The sequence below is a fragment of the Pseudomonas kurunegalensis genome (assembly GCF_030291635.1).
In the GTDB taxonomy this organism is placed as follows: Bacteria; Pseudomonadota; Gammaproteobacteria; order Pseudomonadales; family Pseudomonadaceae; genus Aquipseudomonas; species Aquipseudomonas monteilii.
This window is the reverse complement of the sequence record NZ_CP127871.1, coordinates 4,635,858-4,652,434: the sequence shown is the minus strand read 5'-3', so window position 1 is coordinate 4,652,434 and position 16,577 is coordinate 4,635,858. Positions and strand designations below refer to the sequence as shown.

The window sequence follows — 16,577 nt, the reverse complement described above, 5'->3', positions numbered from 1 at the left end:
CCATGCGCGTACTGATTGCTGAGCATGATCATGCTCGTTACGCCGCGCTTTTGCGCGAAGCCGCGCCTGAAGTGGAAGTACTGACCAGCGATGATTCCGCCGAACTGGCCCGCCACGCACCACAGTGCAAGGTGTGGCTGGGCCAGCCGGACCTGCTGGCGAGCTTGCTGCGCCAAGGCCACAAGCCGGACTGGATGCAGTCGACCTGGGCGGGTATCACGCCGTTGCTGGCCGATGGCTTGCCGCGTGACTATCGCCTGACCCGCGCAGTAGGCATCTTCGGCCAGGTGATGGCCGAGTACATGCTTACCTACATGCTCGGCCACGAACGCGAGGTGCTGTCGCGCCTGGTCAGCCAGGTGGAGCGGCGCTGGGACGATCGCCCAGGACGTACGCTGGAAGGGCGCAAGGTGCTAATCGTGGGCACCGGCGATATTGGCCAGCGCGTGGCTGAGTTCCTGCAGCCGTTTGGTGTGGTGTTGTATGGGGTTGCCAGCAGTGCCCGGGAGCAGGCACCGTTCGTCGAGGTGGCGGCGCTGGCCGACTTGCCGCGCATGGTTGGCCAGGTCGACTACGTGCTCAACCTGTTGCCGGATACCCCGGCGACCCATGACCTGTATGACGCGGCGCTGTTCAAGTGCTTCCAGCCGAGCACGCTGTTCATCAATGCCGGGCGAGGCGCGGCGGTGGTGGATGCGGACCTGGTCGAGGCGCTGAAGGAAGGGCATCTGGCCGGTGCGGTGATCGATGTGTGCCGCCAGGAACCACTGCCTAAACAGCACCCGTTCTGGACCGCCTGGGGCTTGCTGCTGACCGGACACAGCTCGGCACCCACCTCGCCGGCGGCGATGGTGCGGCTGTTTGTCGAGAATATGCAGGCGTATGAAGCGGGGCAGGGGTTGCGGGGTGAAGTGGACTTTGCCAAGGGCTACTGATTTGTAGTGCCTGTACTGGCCTCTTCGCGGGCTTGCCCGCGAAGAGGCCAGTAGAGCCAGCACAAGGCTTAAAGGCTGAAATCACCCTCGGCAGCCAGCTCGCTCAGCGGCTTGCGCGGGCTCGGTACTTCACGTGCCTGCAACGCCTCATCCAGGCTGGCCTTGTCACCCAGCTTGCCGATCGCCACCATGGCATGCAGCACATAACCTTCAGGAACCTTCAGCTCCTGACGCGCCAGGTCCTGGTCGAAGCCGGCCATGCCATGGGTGTGCCAGCCGCTGATGCTGGCCTGCAGGGCCAGGTGCCCCCAGGCGGAACCGGTGTCGAAGGTATGCCACAGTGCCGGTTTTTCCTCCGTGGCGCCCGGGGCGGCGAAGGTGGTCTTGGAAATGATCAGCACCAGTGCTGAGGCCTGTTGTGCCCAGCTGCGGTTGAACGGCACCAGCAGGTTCAGGTAACGCTCCCAGTTTGGCGTGTCGCGGCGGGCATACAGGAAGCGCCAAGGCTGCGAGTTGTACGCCGACGGAGCCCAACGGGCGGCTTCCAGGAAGCTCAGCAGGGTCTCTTCGCTGATCGGCTCGGCGGTGAAAGCACGCGGCGACCAGCGGTTGATGAACTGCTCGTTGATGGCGTAATCGGCAATGCGAGGGTTGGCGCTCATGACAGCTCCTGTAAAAGGACGGGAAACCCGCACGCTACTGCGTCCCGTCGCGACTGACAAGCGGTCTGGCTTTGCGCAAGGTCAGGCTCTAGACTGGCGCCGCCGCGCGCCGTGGCCCAACGATGAATGCAGGAAACCGTGTGATGATCGCTGAAAACGCGCCGTTCTGGCGGCGCAAGACCCTCGAACAACTCAGCCCGCCAGAGTGGGAGTCGCTGTGCGACGGCTGCGGCCTGTGCTGCCTGCAAAAGCTTGAGGACGAGGACGACAACAGCGTCTATTACACGCGCATCGCCTGCAAGCTGCTGGACATGCACACCTGCCAGTGCAGCGACTACCCCAACCGCTTTGCCCACGTGCCGGACTGCATCCAGCTCACCCCAGGCAAGGCCGACCAGTTCAAGTGGCTACCAAGCACCTGCGGTTACCGCCTGGTCAGCGAGGGCAAGGACTTGCCCGCCTGGCACCACCTGGTCTGCGGCGATCGCCAGCAGGTTCATGAACAGCGTATTTCCCAGTCGGGGCGTATGCTCAGTGAACACGATGTGCACGAAGACGACTGGGAAGACCACCTGATCTTCCGCGCCAGCTGACCGGCGCGGCCCGCTGCCACGGGGAAACAAGGAGTTTCTGTATGCGTTGCCAGCTGTTGCTGTTGTTGGGCCTGATGGCCAGTTCGCCGGCCTGGGCGAAAAAGGTCGACCTCGACTACCAGGTGCGTTTGTTGCCTGCCAGTGGCCAGGCTGAAGTCCGCCTCACATTGGCCGAAGGCAGCGCCGTGCGCAGCCTGGACTTCGACCTGGGCAAGGCCGGGGCCTACAGCGGCTTCCAGGCCGATGGCCAATGGCAACTGCAGGGGCAGCGCGGCGTGTGGCAGCCGGCGGCCGGCAAGACCAGCCTCAGCTACCGCGTGCAGTTGGACCAGAAGCTCGCCAGCGGTGCCTATTCTTCGCGTGTTACCCCGCACTGGGCGTTGTTCCTCGGTGACCAGCTGGTGCCGCCCGCGCGCCTTGACCAGCAGGATGGCACCGAGCTGGTGGCACGCCTGGCGTTCGACCTGCCCGAGGGCTGGAAGAGTATCGAGACCTCCTGGCCGCGCATCGGCAAGGACAAGTTCCGCATCGACAACGTTTCGCGCCTGTTCGACCGCCCCACTGGCTGGATGCTGGCCGGCGACCTGGGCAGCCGCCGTGCTCGCCTGGGCGATACCGAGGTGACCGTGGCCGCACCGGTGGGGCAGGGTATGCGGCGTATGGACAGCCTGACCCTGCTGACGTTCGTATGGCCGCAGTTGCAGGCGGTGTTCCCGCGCAATCCGCCGAAGCTGCTGCTGGTCGGTGCCCGTGACGGCATGTGGCGTGGTGCAATGGCGGCACAGGGTTCGCTGTACCTGCACAGCGCCCGGCCGATGGTAAGCGAGAACGGCAGCAGCCCGTTGCTGCGCGAAGTGGTGCAGTTGTTTGCGCAGATCCATGGGCGTGACGGCAGTGACTGGCTGGTGGAAAGCCTGACCGACTACTACGCCAGCGAGTTGCTGCGCCGCTCGGGCGGGGTGAGCGATGACCGTTACCAGGCCTGGCAGGCACGCCTGAGCAAGCAGGGCGCCAAGGTCACCCGGCTCAAGGGTGAACGCGCCAGCCCTGCCCAGGTGGCGCGCGGGGTGATGCTGTTGCAGGCACTGGACAAGGAAATCCGTATTCATACCCAGGCCAAGCGCTCGCTGGACGATGTGGTACGCGGGCTGATGCGCCTGCCCAGCGTGAGCACCGAAGACTTCGTGCAAATCAGCGAGAACGTGCTGGGGCGCAAGTCCGAGGTGTTGCAGAGCAAGGCGTTGCGCTAGGCCGCGATAGCTCTATCTTGCCTGTTTAAACGTGTTCGATGTCATTTATGGTCAAGTCCGTGGCGGATCCAGGCAACTTGACCAGCCCCTCGCTGGCGTACCGTGACCGGGCGCGAAGCTCATCCACGCTGGGTTTCGATCCAGGAGCTTCACGTCCCCCACAAAGAAAACAAAAGCAGGGATCAGGATGACAATGACAAGCGCGAGTGGCGCCGGCAATCAGCTGGCGCAAGGCTTCAAGCAACGCCATGTGACCATGCTCTCCATCGCCGGGGTGATCGGTGCCGGGTTGTTCATCGGCTCCGGGCACGCCATCGCGGCAGCCGGCCCCTCGGCCATCGTCGCCTATGCACTGGCCGGTGCGCTGGTGGTGCTGGTGATGCGCATGCTCGGGGAAATGGCCGTTGCCAGCCCCGATACCGGCTCGTTCTCCACCTATGCCGACCGCGCCATTGGCCGCTGGGCCGGCTTTACCATCGGCTGGCTGTACTGGTGGTTCTGGGTGCTGGTAATTCCTATTGAAGCCATCGCCGCTGGCGTGGTCCTCAACAACTGGTTCCCGCACATCGATGCCTGGTTCTTCGCCCTGAGCATGACCGTGCTGCTGACCGCCACCAACCTGTTCAGCGTGGCCAAGTACGGCGAGTTCGAGTTCTGGTTCGCCATGCTCAAGGTCATCGCCATCGTTGCCTTCATTGCCCTGGGTGCTGCGGCCCTGGCCGGCGTGTTGCCGGGCCGTGAAGTCAGTGGCCTGCCACTGTTGCTGGAACAGCAGGGCGGCTTCATGCCCAATGGCTGGACGGCAATCATCGGCGCCTTGCTGACCACCATGTTCAGCTACCTGGGTACCGAAGCGGTGACCATTGCCGCCTCCGAATCGAAAGACCCGGCGCGCAACATCGCCAAGGCCACGCGCTCGGTTATCTGGCGTATCAGTGTGTTCTACCTGCTGTCGATTTTCGTGATCATCTCGGTGGTGGCATGGAACGACCCGCTGCTGCCGGTGCAGGGCTCTTACCAGCGGGCGCTGGAGATCATGAACATTCCCTATGCCAAGCAACTGGTGGACATCGTGGTACTGGTGGCGGTGGCCAGCTGCCTGAACTCGTCGATCTACATTTCCTCGCGGATGCTCTACTCGCTGAGCAAGCGCGGTGATGCCCCGGGCTTCATCCAGCGCACCTCGAAAGTGGGCGTGCCGCGCGCGGCAGTCATCGGCAGCACGCTGATCGGCATGCTGGCGACTATCGTCAACTACTTCGCCCCGGCCGAGGTGTTTGCCTTCCTGCTGGCCAGCTCCGGGTCGATTGCCTTGCTGGTGTACCTGGCGATTGCCTTCTCGCAACTGCGTATGCGCGCGATCCTGCAGAAGCAGAATGTCGAGATCGCCTTCCGTATGTGGCTTTACCCGTGGCTGACCTATGCGGTGATCGGTTTCATCATCTTTGCCTTGGGCACCATGTTCGTCATGCCCAAGCACCGGATGGAGGTGTCGCTGACCTTGGCGCTGGCGCTGGTGATCCTGGTGTTGGGGGTGATTACCAGCAAACGGCATGCGCGGCGGGAGGCGCTGACAACTGCGTGAATGGTTGAGGTAATAGCGGGGCGTACGCCGAGCGGTTTTTGGCGCCTGTGAGATCGAGCGCCGCCCGCGCGGCGCATCGCGAGCAAGCTCGCTCCTACATTTGTTTCGGGCCAATCATTTCTGTGACACCTGCGCGCGACCGCCTTGGTGCATGACTCGGTATTGAGTCGGACCAACAAGGCGGTCGCGCGCTGTTGTCACAGGCATAACTGGCCCGAAACAAATGTAGGAGCGAGCTTGCTCGCGATGCGCCGCGCGGGCGGCGCTCGATCGTATAGGCGCCACAAATGCCCGCTGTGTCGCATCTGGCGAAATACCTGTCCGGTTTGGCAATGCAGCCTCAAGGGTGTTTAATTCCACCCCTGTAACCCGCTAGAACCCTTTAAAACAGGGGCCTAAACAGATTTCACCGTTCATCGAAAATGCTGTAGACACATTGTCTAACAGTGCCCTATAGTCGTTATACAAATAGTAGACATAGCTCTATGACAACAAAGAAGGCCGCCATGAAAGCCACCGTCCAACCACTCGCTGCAGAAGTGCCGCAGGACCGCAAAGCCGTCCTGGCCGAAGCACTGCGCCGCCGGATCCTCAGCATGGAACTGGCCCCGGGCGCGGTGGTGGACGAACTGGCCCTGTGCGACGAATTTGGCCTGTCGCGCCCCCCGGTCCGTGAACTGCTGCGTCAGATCGCCGCCGAAGGCTACATCGAGCTGGAAGCCAACCGCGCGCCACGCGTTGCCGCCATGAACCACGAGTCGCTGCACAGCTTCTACGTTGCCGCACCGCTCATCTACGTGGCCACCACCCAGTTGGCCGCCACCTACGCCAGCGCTGAAGAAATCGAAGTGCTCAAAGGCATCCAGGCCCAGTTCCGTCAGGCTATCGAAGAGCGTGACGTGGAAAACCGCGTGCTCTACAACGACGCCTTCCACCTGGAAATCGGCAAGATGGCACACAACGACTACCTGTTGCCTAGCCTGCGCCGTCTGCTGATCGACCACACCCGCCTGGGCAAGATCTTCTACCGCCACCCGACCACCGACGACATGCAGCGCGACCTCGAAATCGCCTGCGAACAGCACGATCAGATGATCCAGGCCATCGAGCGCCGCGACCCGCAAACCGCCGGTCAGCTGGTGCGCGAGCACTTCGAGCTGTCGCGCCGGCGCATGGCCGAGTACGCCGCACCGCAAGGGCTGGATGTGCCGATTCAGATATGAGTTACACAGGTCAGCCCGCTGGCGCTGACCACCCGTCGACAACAAGAACCAGGTTAGTGACATGACAAGAATAAGTTCGTTACCTGCCGATGATGCCACCTGTGGTTGGTATCACCTGAGCAAGCCCCGCACGCCAAGGCCGGCCCACACAGGCCACAGCCAGGCACGCTGGGTGGTGGTCGGCGCCGGCTTCACCGGCCTGGCTGCCGCGCGGCAGTTGGCAACGAACTTTCCGCATGACGAGATCGTGCTGGTCGAAGCCCAGGAGGTCGGCTTTGGTACCTCCGGGCGCAACGCCGGATTTGCCATCGACCTGCCCCACGACATCGGCGCCGAGGACTACATCGGCGACATCGACATCGCCAAGACTGTCCTCAAGCTCAACCTAGGTGGCCAGCAGTACCTCAAGGACCTGATCGAGCGCTACGACATCGAGTGCCAGTTTCGCCATTGCGGCAAATACCAAGCGGCCATCGAAGACCGCGGCATCGCCGTGCTGGACGCCTACCGCCGGGGCCTGGACAAGCTTGGTCAGCCGTACGAAGTGATCGAAGGCCGCGACCTGCCCGATCACATCGGCACCCATTTCTACCGCAAGGGCCTGTTCACCCCGGGCACGGCCTTGCTGCAACCCTCGGCACTGGTCAAAGGCCTGGCCGACAGCTTGCCAGGTAACGTTTCGCTGTACGAGCGCACGCCTATCACCGACGTGGAGTACGGCGACAAGGTGGTGTTGCGCCACGCCAACGGCTCGATCACGGCCGACAAGCTGGTGCTCACCACCAACGCCTTCGGCATGAGCTTCGGTTTCCTCAAGGGCCGTATGTTGCCCGTGTTCACCTACGGCAGCATCACCCGCCCGCTGACTGAAGAAGAGCAGGCGCGCCTGGGCGGCAAACCCTACTGGGGCGTCATCCCTGCCGACCCGTTCGGCACCACCATGCGCCGCACCGTCGACAACCGCCTGCTGATCCGCAACAGCTTCAGCTACAACCCTGACGGCCGCAGTAACCGCAAATACCTGGAGCGCTTTGTCGAGCGTCACCGCGACTCGTTCGCCCGGCGCTTCCCGATGTTGCCTGGTGTGAACTTCGAATATACCTGGGGCGGTGCACTGGCACTGTCACGCAACCATATGGGTTTCTTCGGCAAGTTGGCACCCAATGTGGTGGGTGCGCTGTGTTGTAACGGCCTGGGTGTAACCCGTGGCACCGTCACCGGCAAGTTGCTGGCCGACTGGCTGGCCGGCGACAAGAACGAACTGATCGAATTCTTGCTCAATGCCCCCGGGCCTTGTGCGAACCCGCCGCAGCCCTTGGTTTCCCTGGGCTTGAACGCCAACCTGATGTGGGGGCAGTTCCGCGCTGGCAAAGAGAGCTGATCGTTACCTGAGTTAGGCCATAGAACATTTTTCGTCGGCGTGAGTTGGCCGGCACGGGCGCGGCTTGCCCGAATTTGATGATCGAGATGCGTTGTCCGGTCGCCCGGGGCTGAGTGTGGTTTTCAGTTTCGCGGACGCGCTCGCCTTGAAAATGTGCATGTAGCAGACGTGGTAGGAACAACAATGACAAGTCCGAATGTTTCGATTGAAGATGTACCGATCAACAACTTCCACCAGTTGCTGACCCTGCGTTCCGGTGGTGGTTCGTTCGTCGATGGCTATGTACTGAGCATCATCGGTGTGGCCATGGTGCAGATGTCCGCAGGCCTGGGCCTCACCAGCTTCTGGCAGGGCATGATTGCCGCCTCGGCGTTGATCGGCATTTTCTTCGGCGGCTTCTTCGGCGGTTGGCTGACTGACCGCTTTGGCCGCAAACGCGTGTTTTTCGTTGGTCCGACCCTGTTCATCCTGGCCTCGGTCGCGCAGTTCTGGGTCGAATCGGCGCTGGCGTTGTTCCTGCTGCGGTTCGCCATCGGTATCGCCGTGGGCATCGAATACCCGGTTGCCACCTCGCTGCTGGTGGAGTTCTTGCCCAAGAAAAACCGCGGCCCGCGCCTGGCTACCTTGACGGTGTTGTGGTTCGCCGGTGCCGCCACCGCCTATCTGGCCGGTGAAGCCATCCTGCGCCACGGTGGCGACGATGCCTGGCGCCTGGTGCTGGCCAGTGCGGCGGTCATCGGTGCATTGCTGTTCGCCATTCGCCTGGGTACCCCGGAGTCGCCACGCTGGCTGATCAGCAAAGGCCGCTCGGCCGAGGCCGAGCAGGTGATCAAGCGCGTCTATGGCAACGGTTTTTCGCTGAAGAACCTGCCGGAAGAGCCCAAGACCCGCAAGCTGTCGTTCCTCAGTCTGCTGCACTCGGGCTACGGCAAGCGCATGTTGTTCGTCACCATGTTCTGGACCTGCTCGGTGATCCCGGTGTTTGCCGTGTATGCGTTCGCCCCGAAAGTGCTGGGCGCGCTGAACCTGAAAGGTGACTGGGCCTCGATCGGCTCCATCGCCATCACCTTCCTGTTCGTGGTCGGCTGCATTGTCGGCACCCGCCTGCTCAACACCCTCGGCCGGCGCACCACGCTGCTGCACAGCTTCTTCTGGTCGGGGCTGGCGCTGTTGGGCCTGGGCGCCTTCAGCAATGGCAACGAGATGCTCATCCTGGTGCTGTTCGGGGCCTATGCGTTGTTCATCGGTGGCGCCCAGGTGCTGCAGCTGGTGTACCCCAACGAACTCTTCCCCACCGAAATCCGCGCTGGCGCCGTAGGCGTCGGCACCTCCATGTCGCGGGTCGGTGCCGCCGTCGGCACCTGGCTGGTACCCATCGCCCTCGACAGCTATGGCATCGGCGCCACCATGTATGCCGCCGCCGCCGTGACCTTTGTCGGCTTGGCCTTCTCGGTTGCCCTGGCCCCGGAAACCCGTTCGCTGAACCTGCAACAAGCCGCTTCGCTTGGCTGAAGCCTTACAACCCACCGCCGCGTCGTTGCGCGGCGGCCTTTACAACACTGAGCAACGCACTGGAGAACCTACCGTGAAATTCGAAGGCATCTACACCCCGGCAATCACTCCGCTGGCTGCGGACGGCTCGATCGACAAGGCAGCGTTTGCCGAGGTCCTCGAATACCTGGTCGAGTCGAAAATCCACGGCGTCATCATTGGTGGCTCCACCGGCGAGTACTACGCCCACACCACCCAGGAGCGCATCGAGCTGGCCGCCCAGGCCAAGGACGTGCTCAACGGCCGCCTGCCGCTGATCGTCGGCACCGGTGGCATCCGCACCGAAGATGCCGTGGCCTTTGCCCAGCATGCCAAGGAAATCAAGGCCGACGCACTGCTGGTGGGCACCCCGCCGTACGCGCTGCCAACCCAGCAGGAAATCGCCCTGCACGTCAAAGCCGTCGACGCCGCCGCCGGCCTGCCGATCATGCTCTACAACTACCCAGGCCGCATGAGCGTCAGCATGGGCGAAGAATTCTTCGATGCTGTTGCCGATGTGAAAAACATCGTCGCCATCAAGGAAAGCTCCGGTGACATGGCCCAGCTGCACCGCCTGGCCATCCAGCGCCCGAACATCCAGCTGTCGTGCGGCTGGGACGACCAGGCCCTGGAATTCTTCGCCTGGGGCGCCAAGAGCTGGGTCTGCGCCGGCTCCAACTTCATCCCGCGCGAGCACGTGGCCCTGTACGAGGCCTGCGTGATCGAGAAGAACTTCGACAAGGGCCGCAAGATCATGGCCGCCATGATGCCGCTGATGGACTTCCTCGAAGGTGGCAAGTTCGTCCAGGCCATCAAGAACGGCGTGGCCCTGAACGGCCTGAAGACCGGCGGCGTGCGCAAGCCGCTGTACGACCTGGATGACGCCGAGAAAGCAGAACTCAAGCGCGTGGTCACCGAACTGAAGGCCACCATCGCCCAGATCAAATAAGGAGGCTGGAAAAATGGCTGAATTGCTGAGCAAGGAACAATACGCGGCCATCGCCGCCGAGCTGCAACTGCGTACCCAGGCGTTCATCGACGGCGAGTTCCGCGATGCCATCTCCGGCCGCACCTTCGTCACCACCAACCCGGCCACCGGCAAGCAACTGGCCGAAGTGGCGGCCTGCGACGTCAACGACGTCAACGTGGCTGTGGCGGCTGCCAAGCGCGTGTTCGAAGAAGGCACCTGGTCGAAGATGCAGCCGAATGACCGCAAACATGTGCTGCAGAAGTTCGCCCAGTTGCTGGAAGACAACGCCCACGAGCTGGCCGTGCTGGAAGCGCTGGACAGCGGCAAGCCGGTCAGCGAGTGCCAGAACGTCGACGTGCCGGAAACCATCCACACTATCCGCTGGCACGCCGAGCTGATCGACAAGATCTACGACGCCACCGCCCCGACCGGCAACGCTGCCGTGACCATGGTGGTGCGTGAAGCCATCGGTGTGGTTGGCCTGGTGCTGCCATGGAACTTCCCGCTGCTGATGCTGGCCTGGAAGATCGCCCCGTCGCTGGCTGCCGGTTGCTCGATCGTGGTCAAGCCGGCCAAGGAAACCACCCTCAGCGCCCTGCGCGTGGCTGAGCTGGCCCATGAGGCGGGCATCCCGGCCGGTGTGTTCAACCTGGTGCCTGGCGGTGGCCGCGAAGTGGGTGAGGCCATCGGCCGCCACATGGACATCCCGATGGTCAGCTTCACCGGCTCCACCGACACCGGCCGCCTGTTCCTGAAGTACGCCGCCGAATCCAACCTCAAGCGCATCGTTCTGGAGCTGGGTGGCAAGAACCCGGCCGTGGTCATGAACGACTGCGAAGACCTGGACGAAGTGGCCCAGTTCGTCACCGCCGGTGCGTTCTGGAACATGGGCGAAAACTGCTCGGCTTCTTCGCGTCTGATCGTCCACAAGGACGTGAAGGACGAGTTGCTGGGCCTGATCGCCAAGCACCTGAAGGACTGGAAACTGGGCGACCCGCTGGACCCGGACAACCGCCTGGGCGCCATGGTCAGCAAGTCGCACTTCGAGAAGGTCAAGTCGTACCTGGAATACGCTGCCGAGCAGAAGCTCAGTATCGTCCAGGGTGGCGAGACCGAAGAAGGCGTGTTCGTGCAGCCGACCATCGTCGACAACGTGGGCCGCGACAACAAATTGTTCGTCGAGGAAATCTTTGGCCCGGTGCTGAGCGTGACCAGCTTCGAGACTATCGACGAGGCCATCGAACTGGCCAACGACACCGTTTACGGCCTGGCCGCTTCGGCCTACACCGGCAGCCTGCGCAATGCGCTGCGCCTGTCGCGTGAAATCCGCGCGGGTGTGGTGACGGTCAACTGCTTCGGCGAAGGTGATGTCACCACGCCGTTCGGCGGCTACAAGGAGTCTGGCTTTGGTGGGCGCGACAAGTCCATCTGGGCCCATGACCAATACACGGAGCTGAAGACCATCTGGATCAACGCTTCGTGATCTGAGCAAGACCGGTGCTGTTCTGACGGAGTTCGGCACCTGGCCGCCCTGCTATTGCAGTGGCGGCCTTTTTATTACTTGAACTTCGGCCCCGAGCGGGTATTCAGCCCCTTGGCCATGCGGTCGTACAGCACCACATTCACCGTCGCCGCCAGGTTCATGCAACCTTCGGTGGGTATGTAGATGGTCTCTTCACACCAGCCCCGCACATCCTCGCTCAACGAGCCGTCCTCTGGCCCGAAGATGTAGATGGCACGGTCCGGGTGGGTGTATTCCGGCAACGGCCGCGCCCCTTCCACCAGCTCCACCGCCACCGGCGTGCAGCCCAGCGGGATGATGCGTTGCAGGTCGTCGATGCCGATCAGCGGAATGTCGTAATGCACGCGCTTGGTGTCGGTGACGAAGTCACGCGCGCGTTCGTAGCGTTTGCCGGTGTAGAACACCGAATTGACGCCGTAGCAGCCCGCCGCGCGCATCACCGAGCCGACGTTTTCTGGCGACTTGGGGTTGAACAGGCCGATGCAGCTGTATCGTTTGTTTGCCACGTACCGGGGCCCTTCGCGAAAAAAGCGCGATTATACGGGCTGCCCGGTAGCAGCGGGGGGCGAATCGATGGTCAGTCTTTCTTCAGCATGCCCGCCAGCCCGGCGAACGGGTTGTGGGTGGCCTTGGCGATGCTCGGGGTGCTGGTGGAGCCTTCGCTGAAGTACTGCTGGTCGGTGTAGCGCGAGTGCTCGTTGTCGTGGCAGTACAGGCACAGCAGTTCCCAGTTGGAGCCGTCCTGCGGGTTGTTGTCGTGGTTGTGGTCGCGGTGGTGCACGGTCAGCTCGCTCAGGCGCTTGCCAGCGAACTCGCGGGCGCAGCGGCCGCACACGTGCGGGTACATTCTCAGGGCCTTGTCGCGGTAGCCCATTTCCTTGTCACGCTTGGCATCGGCCAGGATGCGGTCGAGGCGCGCGGTGGCGGCGGCGGAAGAGGTGGAGCTCATGGTGTTTCCTTTGTTCTGATCAGGCAAATGACGGTTATGTCATTGAGTCTAGCGCGCTTGCAGGGCGGGCGGACAGGCGAAAGCTTTGATTTAGGCGTAGCCTGTAGGAAGGTTCCCGACAGGAGGTTGCTGATGTTTCACGCGATCCTCACCGCGCTGTTGTTGGCTGGCTTGCCGCTGGCCGAAGCGGCCAGCACGCCACCCCGGTTGACGACGCCTGTGCCTGGTGCGCCGGGCACACCGACGCCCACGCCATACCCGCAGATAACCCCGAGTACACCGCCGAAGGCCTATGACAGCCAGCCGGGTGCGCCGCTGTTACCGCCCATGCCGGTGCCCGGGCCACCGAAGGACCAGCCGTTGCCGGGGTTGCGACCTGAGCCTGCGAAGCCGGCGGTAGATGATGATTGACTGGAAGATGTGTGTGGCTGTCGGCTTTTTGGGGCTGCTTCGCAGCCCATCGCGACACAAGGCCGCTCCTACAGGCGATCGCGTTCCCCTGTAGGAGCGGCCTTGTGTCGCGAAAGGGGCGCAACGCGCCCCCAGCCATCTCAAACAATACCTAGCTCGCCAAACACGAACGCATATTCCAGCGCCACATCCTTCAACCCCTGGTACCGCCCGCTCATGCCCCCATGGCCAGCACCCATCTCGGTCTTGAGCAACAGCAGGTTGCTGTCGGTCTTGCGGGTACGCAACCGCGCCACCCACTTGGCCGCTTCCCAGTACTGCACGCGGCTGTCGTTGTAACCCGCCACCACCAGCATCGCCGGGTAGGCCTGCGCTTTTACATTCTCGTAGGGCGCATACGCCTTGATCCGCTCATACACCTCGGGCTCTTCAGGGTTGCCCCATTCGTCGTACTCGGTCACGGTCAGCGGCAGCTCGGGGTCGAGCATGGTGTTGAGTACGTCGACGAACGGCACTTCGGCAATTGCACAGCGGAACAGCTCGGGGCGCAGGTTGAGCACCGCGCCCATCAGCAGGCCACCGGCACTGCCGCCACTGATGGCCAGGCGGTCAGAAGCGGTCACGCCCTCGGCGATCAGATGCTCCGCACAGGCGATGAAGTCGTTGAAGGTGTTGGGCTTGTGCTCCTGCTTGCCGGCGCGGTACCAGGCCTCACCCAGTTCACCGCCGCCACGCACATGGGCGATGGCAAAGGCCACGCCGCGTTCCAGCAGGCTCAGGCGCGCATGGGAGAACCACGGGTCGAGGCTTTCGCCATAGGCGCCGTAGCCGTAAAGGTAAAGCGGCACAGTCTTGCCCAGGTCCTGGCGGCGACGCACCAGGCTGATCGGCACCCGGGTGCCGTCTGCTGCGGTTGCCCAAAGGCGTTCACTCACATAGTCATCGGCATCGAACGCACCCAGTACAGGGGTTTGCTTGAGCACGGCCTGGGCGCCCGTGGCCAGCTCCAGCTGGCGCACCTGGGCTGGGCGGTTGAGTGCCTCGTAGCGCAGGCGTACGCGGGTGCTGGCGAACTCCAGGCTGTCTTGCACGTACAGGCTGTAGGCCGCGTCTGGCAGTTCGACGCGATAGGCCGGCAAAGCCTGCGGGCGTACTTCGATGATTGGCAGTCCGCCTTCGCGCAGGCTCAGGGTGAGGGCACCGGCATTCAGGCTGAGGCCTTCGAGCATGATCGTGTCGCGGTGCGCCACCAGCACCTGCCATTGCTCACGGCTTGGTACGGGTGTGGCCGGTGCGTGGTACAGGGCAAAGTTGATGCCGTCCTGGTTGGTGCGGATAAACCAGCGCCATTCGCCATCGAGCTGACCGTGGTCGGGGAAGTACTCGTGGCCTTCGACACGCGGGGCCAGGCAGGTAAACGGCGCCTGTGGGGTTTCGGCGTCCAGCACCCAGGCTTCACTGGTGGTTTTGCTGTTCAGCAGCAGCACCAGCTGGCGCTCGGAACTGGTGCGGTAGCAGTGCAGGAAGAAGCGCCCGTCGGGCTCTTCGAACACGGTCTGAGCACCGTCATTGCCCAGCGTGTGGCGGCGCAGGCGCCATGGCCGGTGGGTGTCATCCAGTTCGGCGAAGAACAGCGTCTGGCTGTCGTTGGCCCAGGTCAGGCTGCCGTCGCAGTCGTCGAAGGGCAGGGCAGTGACGTTGTCAGTGGCCAGGTCCTTGACGTACAGGGTATAGATTTCGTCGCCGCTGGTGTCGAGGCTGTAGGCCAGCAGGCGGTGATCGGGGCTGACGTTGAAGGCGCCCAGCGACAGGAAACCACCATTGGCCAGGGCGTTGGGGTCGAGCAGCAGTTGCTCCTGGCTTTCATCAACGGTATTGGAGTCGTCGGCCGGACGGGGGCAGCGGTAATGGCGTGGGTATTCGTCGCCAGCGGTGGTGCGGGTGTAATAGAGGTAAGGGCCCCAGGGAGACGGCAGCGACAGGTCGGTTTCCTGGATGCGGCCCTTGATCTCTTCGAACAGTTGCTCGCGCAAGGGGGCCTGGTCAGCCAGGCAGGCTTCCTGGTAGGCGTTTTCGGCTTGCAGGTAGGCGAGCACCTCGGGGGTGTCGCGCTGTTGCAGCCAGGCGTACGGGTCGGTGGTGTTGTCGGCGTGGGCGATGGGCGGCTGGGGCTTGTTGGGCATTGGTGATCTCTTGGCTAGGGACAGGCAAACACTGTCTGCGCCCGGAAAAGTGTTTATCATAGGCGTCTCTTTGCCTGGCTTGCACGAACACCATGACCGAGAACGACTACACCTTCGCCTGGGGCCTGTACGCTGTGGCCGCTTTGGGCTGCCTGCTGGTGGGCTTCAAGCTCACCGGCTGGATGTGGCGCTGGCTGCGCGAACCGCTGCGGGTGGTGCTGGCGGTGCTGCTGCTGACCCCGACCGTGGTCGACCCGGTCAAGGACAGCTTCGCCCCGGCCATCGCCATCACGGCCCTGGATGTCGCGTTCAAGGTCGGCAACAACGCCTGGCGTGCGGTGTCCGACTTCGCCATGTACGGCATGATTGCCTTTGGCCTGTATTTCCTCTTCGTGTTGCTGCGCTGGCCACTGGAAAAGCGCGCCCGCGAGCGCCGTGCGCAAGCCGAGGCGGCCGCCCAGCGCCAGGCGGCCGAAGATGACCAGCTCTCCGCCCAGGCGCCCTTGGCTGCCGAACGCGGCGACCGTTACCGCGACGACCCACGCCCTGCCGCACCGCGCGGCAATGGCCGGGTCGAGCCCCGTCTGTAAGCGCAGGAGACACGCCTATGTGCGAACTGCTGGGCATGAGTGCCAACGTCCCCACCGATATCGTTTTCAGCTTCACCGGCCTGATGCAGCGCGGCGGCCGTACTGGCCCGCACCGTGATGGCTGGGGCATCGGCTTTTACGAAGGCCGTGGTCTGCGCCTGTTCCAGGACCCGGCAGCCAGCAGCGAGTCGGAAGTGGCCAACCTGGTGCAGCGCTACCCGATCAAGAGCGAGGTGGTGATCGGCCATATCCGCCAGGCCAACGTCGGCCGGGTGTGCTTGTCCAACACCCACCCGTTCGTGCGGGAAATGTGGGGCCGCAACTGGTGCTTCGCGCACAATGGCCAGCTGGGTGACTTCAAGGGCCTGGCCAGTTTCTACCGGCCGGTGGGCGACACCGACAGCGAAGCGGCCTTCTGCGACCTGCTCAACCGCATCCGCAGTGCGTTCCCCGAGCCGGTGCCGGTGGAACAGCTGCTGCCGGTGCTGGTCGAAGCCTGTGCCGGCTACCGTGGCCAGGGCGTGTTCAACTGCATGCTCAGTGACGGCGACTGGCTGTTCTGCTTCTGCTCGACCAAGCTGGTACACATTACCCGGCGTGCGCCTTTTGGTGCCGCACGGTTGAAGGATGTCGACCTGATCGTCGATTTCCATACCGAAACCACCCCCAACGACGTGGTCACGGTGATCGCCACCGAGGCCCTGACCGAAAATGAGACCTGGCAGCGCTACGAGCCGGGTCAATGGGCCGTGTGGCGGCACGGCGAGTGCGTGGCGCACGGCCAGAGCTAAGG

General features: G+C 63.3%; 16 protein-coding genes. 12 read left to right on the top strand and 4 right to left on the bottom strand.

Annotated features, from left to right (window positions below):
- The first annotated feature begins 2 nt into the window (after positions 1 to 2).
- Positions 3 to 935, top strand: coding sequence for a D-2-hydroxyacid dehydrogenase (locus QQ992_RS21195; RefSeq protein WP_286110919.1), 933 nt, complete (start codon positions 3 to 5; stop codon positions 933 to 935).
- Between the two features lie 68 nt (positions 936 to 1,003).
- Here QQ992_RS21195 and QQ992_RS21190 read toward each other — a convergent pair whose 3' ends face one another.
- A complete protein-coding gene (locus QQ992_RS21190) occupies positions 1,004 to 1,597 on the bottom strand; it encodes a nitroreductase family protein (RefSeq protein WP_016711945.1) in 594 nt (197 codons plus the stop codon).
- Between the two features lie 143 nt (positions 1,598 to 1,740).
- Between QQ992_RS21190 and QQ992_RS21185 the strand changes: the two genes are divergently transcribed.
- From QQ992_RS21185 to QQ992_RS21150, 8 genes are all read left to right on the top strand, one after another.
- A complete protein-coding gene (locus QQ992_RS21185; protein ID WP_286110918.1) occupies positions 1,741 to 2,190 on the top strand; it encodes a YcgN family cysteine cluster protein in 450 nt (149 codons plus the stop codon).
- Between the two features lie 41 nt (positions 2,191 to 2,231).
- Positions 2,232 to 3,440, top strand: coding sequence for a hypothetical protein (locus QQ992_RS21180; RefSeq protein ID WP_105945442.1), 1,209 nt, complete (start codon positions 2,232 to 2,234; stop codon positions 3,438 to 3,440).
- Positions 3,441 to 3,627: 187 nt separating this feature from the next.
- Positions 3,628 to 5,025 carry a GABA permease gene (gene gabP, locus QQ992_RS21175; protein WP_286110917.1) on the top strand — a complete coding sequence of 466 codons (1,398 nt, stop codon included), beginning with the start codon at positions 3,628 to 3,630 and terminating at the stop codon, positions 5,023 to 5,025.
- Positions 5,026 to 5,531: 506 nt separating this feature from the next.
- The gene (locus QQ992_RS21170; RefSeq protein ID WP_105945439.1) at positions 5,532 to 6,248 is read left to right on the top strand and encodes a GntR family transcriptional regulator; all 717 of its coding nucleotides are present in this window, start codon (positions 5,532 to 5,534) and stop codon (positions 6,246 to 6,248) included.
- 61 nt (positions 6,249 to 6,309) lie between these two features.
- A complete protein-coding gene (locus tag QQ992_RS21165) occupies positions 6,310 to 7,629 on the top strand; it encodes an NAD(P)/FAD-dependent oxidoreductase (protein ID WP_286110916.1) in 1,320 nt (439 codons plus the stop codon).
- 183 nt (positions 7,630 to 7,812) lie between these two features.
- Positions 7,813 to 9,141 carry an MFS transporter gene (locus QQ992_RS21160; protein WP_105945437.1) on the top strand — a complete coding sequence of 443 codons (1,329 nt, stop codon included), beginning with the start codon at positions 7,813 to 7,815 and terminating at the stop codon, positions 9,139 to 9,141.
- A gap of 73 nt (positions 9,142 to 9,214) precedes the next feature.
- On the top strand, positions 9,215 to 10,108 hold the full coding sequence (locus tag QQ992_RS21155) for a dihydrodipicolinate synthase family protein (protein ID WP_198753546.1): 894 nt from the start codon (positions 9,215 to 9,217) through the stop codon (positions 10,106 to 10,108).
- A 13-nt stretch (positions 10,109 to 10,121) separates the two neighbouring features.
- Entirely contained in the window at positions 10,122 to 11,612 is a 1,491-nt protein-coding gene (locus QQ992_RS21150; RefSeq protein WP_286110915.1) for an aldehyde dehydrogenase, read from the top strand.
- A gap of 74 nt (positions 11,613 to 11,686) precedes the next feature.
- On the opposite strand, the gene QQ992_RS21145 is transcribed toward QQ992_RS21150, so the two are convergent.
- Positions 11,687 to 12,157, bottom strand: coding sequence for an RNA methyltransferase (locus QQ992_RS21145; RefSeq protein ID WP_016711941.1), 471 nt, complete (start codon positions 12,155 to 12,157; stop codon positions 11,687 to 11,689).
- A gap of 71 nt (positions 12,158 to 12,228) precedes the next feature.
- On the bottom strand, positions 12,229 to 12,600 hold the full coding sequence (locus tag QQ992_RS21140; protein WP_003254676.1) for a YajD family HNH nuclease: 372 nt from the start codon (positions 12,598 to 12,600) through the stop codon (positions 12,229 to 12,231).
- Positions 12,601 to 12,732: 132 nt separating this feature from the next.
- Between QQ992_RS21140 and QQ992_RS21135 the strand changes: the two genes are divergently transcribed.
- Entirely contained in the window at positions 12,733 to 13,011 is a 279-nt protein-coding gene (locus QQ992_RS21135; protein WP_286110914.1) for a hypothetical protein, read from the top strand.
- Between the two features lie 140 nt (positions 13,012 to 13,151).
- Here the strand turns inward: QQ992_RS21135 and QQ992_RS21130 are convergent, their stop codons facing one another.
- Positions 13,152 to 15,194, bottom strand: a complete 2,043-nt coding sequence (locus QQ992_RS21130) for a S9 family peptidase (RefSeq protein ID WP_286110913.1) — start codon at positions 15,192 to 15,194, stop codon at positions 13,152 to 13,154.
- A 92-nt stretch (positions 15,195 to 15,286) separates the two neighbouring features.
- Between QQ992_RS21130 and QQ992_RS21125 the strand changes: the two genes are divergently transcribed.
- Positions 15,287 to 15,784, top strand: a complete 498-nt coding sequence (locus QQ992_RS21125) for an MFS transporter (RefSeq protein WP_105945432.1) — start codon at positions 15,287 to 15,289, stop codon at positions 15,782 to 15,784.
- Between the two features lie 17 nt (positions 15,785 to 15,801).
- Positions 15,802 to 16,575 carry a class II glutamine amidotransferase gene (locus QQ992_RS21120; RefSeq protein WP_060498670.1) on the top strand — a complete coding sequence of 258 codons (774 nt, stop codon included), beginning with the start codon at positions 15,802 to 15,804 and terminating at the stop codon, positions 16,573 to 16,575.
- Positions 16,576 to 16,577 lie beyond the last annotated feature (2 nt).

Coding starts and splice junctions, on each gene's coding strand:
- QQ992_RS21140 (WP_003254676.1), bottom strand. CDS start 12,600: ATGAGCTCCACCTCTTCCGCCGCCGCCACCGCGCGCCTCGACCGCATC.
- QQ992_RS21165 (WP_286110916.1), top strand. CDS start 6,310: ATGACAAGAATAAGTTCGTTACCTGCCGATGATGCCACCTGTGGTTGG.
- QQ992_RS21195 (WP_286110919.1), top strand. CDS start 3: ATGCGCGTACTGATTGCTGAGCATGATCATGCTCGTTACGCCGCGCTT.
- QQ992_RS21160 (WP_105945437.1), top strand. CDS start 7,813: ATGACAAGTCCGAATGTTTCGATTGAAGATGTACCGATCAACAACTTC.
- QQ992_RS21170 (WP_105945439.1), top strand. CDS start 5,532: ATGAAAGCCACCGTCCAACCACTCGCTGCAGAAGTGCCGCAGGACCGC.
- QQ992_RS21135 (WP_286110914.1), top strand. CDS start 12,733: ATGTTTCACGCGATCCTCACCGCGCTGTTGTTGGCTGGCTTGCCGCTG.
- QQ992_RS21190 (WP_016711945.1), bottom strand. CDS start 1,597: ATGAGCGCCAACCCTCGCATTGCCGATTACGCCATCAACGAGCAGTTC.
- gabP (WP_286110917.1), top strand. CDS start 3,628: ATGACAATGACAAGCGCGAGTGGCGCCGGCAATCAGCTGGCGCAAGGC.
- QQ992_RS21130 (WP_286110913.1), bottom strand. CDS start 15,194: ATGCCCAACAAGCCCCAGCCGCCCATCGCCCACGCCGACAACACCACC.
- QQ992_RS21120 (WP_060498670.1), top strand. CDS start 15,802: ATGTGCGAACTGCTGGGCATGAGTGCCAACGTCCCCACCGATATCGTT.
- QQ992_RS21180 (WP_105945442.1), top strand. CDS start 2,232: ATGCGTTGCCAGCTGTTGCTGTTGTTGGGCCTGATGGCCAGTTCGCCG.
- QQ992_RS21125 (WP_105945432.1), top strand. CDS start 15,287: ATGACCGAGAACGACTACACCTTCGCCTGGGGCCTGTACGCTGTGGCC.
- QQ992_RS21185 (WP_286110918.1), top strand. CDS start 1,741: ATGATCGCTGAAAACGCGCCGTTCTGGCGGCGCAAGACCCTCGAACAA.
- QQ992_RS21150 (WP_286110915.1), top strand. CDS start 10,122: ATGGCTGAATTGCTGAGCAAGGAACAATACGCGGCCATCGCCGCCGAG.